Here is a 2432-nt window from a genome sequence, read left to right as displayed (position 1 = left end):
GCAGGGCAACCGCATGAGTGTTCATTAATTAGCCATATCACTGAATCCAGCATTTAATACTGCTTCTAAGTATGCTGTTTTCATCCAGGCTCGTTTTTGTTTAGCTGGTATGCTTCCTTTTGAAGATTCACTTCTAAGCATATTTAATGCGACTTGGCGTAACATAGCCCAATTTTCAGCGCCATGGTCTTGATAAATTTGGCAAGCATCTTCAGACATACAGACATCTAATACCCAATGCAGGCTATTTTCTACAGCCCAATGAGCACGCACCGCTTCAGCGAGTTGCTGCTCTGTCAGTTCAGCGGAACTGATATGGTAACGATACATGAGCTCAGGCGCTTTTCCTTTTTGCTGACGAAAGCTCATACTCATGCCAAGTGTTTGTAATTGAGGCCATTGTGAAAATTCTTCTGTAAACTGTTTGGCACTTAAGACATGGTAAACTCGCGCTTCGATACGACCATGTTGTTGCTCAAAGCTTACGCCGCTTAGCGGGGCTTTACGTGTCTCAGAAAATGCTGTTTCTACAGCTTTATGTAGATTGCCCTGATTACTTTTTAGCGTAAATAAGTAATCGCCACCTTGCTCGACAATGTGCTCTGCAATGTTAACTTGGCAGCCCATGGCATCAATCGAAACCAAAGCACCTTCAATATCCAGAAGCTTTATTAGCTCTGGGATTGCAGTGATTTCATTGGACTTTTCAGAGGTCTTGACTTGCCCAAGAACGAGTTTGTTTTTACATGCAAACGCATTCACCATATGAATTGTTGATTGTCGGTTCCCACGTTGATAGGAGCCTCTTAATGTCTTGCCGTCTATCGCGATAAGTTGACCTTGCGTTATTTCATGCACGGCTTGCATCCACTTTATGAAACACAGCCTAAATTGCTCGGGGTCAATGCGTGAGATGGTCCTCGCGATGGTGTCATCGACAGGGACACCATCACTTAAATATCCATGCTGTTGAAACCAATCAAGATGACCATCAGCGTAATCACGGATCTCGCTCCAGCCCTCGGCTCCAGCGATAACGCCACACAAGGTAACAAATAAAATATCTTCGAGAGGATAAGTGATTTTAGCCGATTGACGAGTGTCGGTAAGCTCGCTGAAAAAGGTTGTGAAGGCTTCAAGGTACATAATTTACTCTCCTAAAAGAGAGTATAAGATCACAGCTAAGCCAAGGCGTCAAACAGATTGTGTGTCAATATTAGCAGTTCAAAAAACGTTCACGATCTCACCCTGATCAAACGAGCCATTAATTTGTTATTTTTCCTTCGCTTTGTTAGTTATGTTACGGCCGAGTCTCGCGATAGAAAGTGGACCACCATTCATTGAGCTTTCAATGGCAGCAAACAAACTAGTACGAAGTGTTTTGTGCATTAATGGAGTTACAAGTGAGAGGTATTTTGATAAAACGTGTTTAGCATTCATGGTATTTACTCGTGGTAATATTTGTTTGGCGATAAATTTGATCACCAAATGCCATGAATGTTCCTCATTTTTTAGCCTATCTCACTATTTAAATACATTTTTTTGTGGGGATTCGTCAGACTCTGCCCCCCATTTATTGAGTTGTTATTTATGTATCTTAATCGTTTCGGGGCTTTATCATGGATGACGAGAAAGTGTTGTTTTATCTATCCGCTGGGAAGATAGTGCAGTTATTATCAGAATCCTTGCTTTTAGTTGGAATTTATTTTTTATTTTTTAACCAATATATGGTACTTAATTTTTTTTGATTGCAGGGATTAAATTAAAAACTTCAGAGTCAGGAAAAATCTTTTTTAGTGTTATAATATATTTAATTAATCGGGCATAATTCGTTGTATCTACGCTTTTTATGTAAGCAAGCCAACCGTTTATGTGCGCGAGTTTAGATGGATCAGATTGAAGCATTGTATAAATTTCAGTGCGCATCTTTCGGTATTCTTCGCGACCAATTCCCACACCATTCGCCGATACAATTAGTCCAGTAACTTCTTTTCGTTTTCTGGTACCACAAAGTTTTGTTTTTTTATGGTTAATTGAAAAGCCTTCATCTAACACTATCTTTTCTATCATAGGCTTTGCTTTTCTTATTTTCGACTCGTTAAAAGCAGATAATGTTATGTCATCAGCATACCTAGTATACATAATACCTTTTGAGCCAGCGTAGCCTTGTATACGTGAGTCTAAGCGTTGACATGCCAAATTTGAGAGTTTCGGCGATGTTGGTGCGCCTTGGGGAAGTCGGCCCTTAAATGTGCATAAACTGGTCAGTTTTTGGCTAATTAATTTGTTATAGCCTATAGAATGAAAGTAAGCGGTCAATTAACCCCACATACCAATAAAAATCAGCTTTTGGCATAGTGCTTCTTTACAAAGGAGGTGCTATGAATCAATCGCAAAAACATGACCACTGGACTCAAATACTGACTGAGTTC

General features: G+C 39.9%; 2 protein-coding genes and 1 pseudogene. All 3 read right to left on the bottom strand.

Features of this window, described 5'->3' with window-relative positions; genetic code table 11:
- Window positions 1-24: 24 nt before the first annotated feature.
- The 3 genes and pseudogenes from H5202_RS20670 to H5202_RS20660 all read right to left on the bottom strand — a co-directional run bounded on the left by H5202_RS20670 (window position 25) and on the right by H5202_RS20660 (window position 2319).
- Window positions 25-1146: an ISAs1 family transposase gene (locus tag H5202_RS20670; RefSeq protein ID WP_182773717.1), complete on the bottom strand. Its 1122-nt coding sequence runs from the start codon at window positions 1144-1146 to the stop codon at window positions 25-27.
- A 129-nt stretch (window positions 1147-1275) separates the two neighbouring features.
- Window positions 1276-1440 (bottom strand): annotated as a pseudogene (locus tag H5202_RS20665) (IS4 family transposase); the annotation flags it as partial.
- 294 nt (window positions 1441-1734) lie between these two features.
- The gene (locus H5202_RS20660) at window positions 1735-2319 is read right to left on the bottom strand and encodes a reverse transcriptase domain-containing protein (RefSeq protein ID WP_182773716.1); all 585 of its coding nucleotides are present in this window, start codon (window positions 2317-2319) and stop codon (window positions 1735-1737) included.
- Window positions 2320-2432 lie beyond the last annotated feature (113 nt).

Origin of the sequence: Shewanella sp. SG41-4, assembly GCF_014164505.1 — a bacterium.
Taxonomy (GTDB): domain Bacteria; phylum Pseudomonadota; class Gammaproteobacteria; order Enterobacterales; family Shewanellaceae; genus Shewanella.
This window is presented reverse-complemented; position numbering and strand designations above follow the sequence as displayed.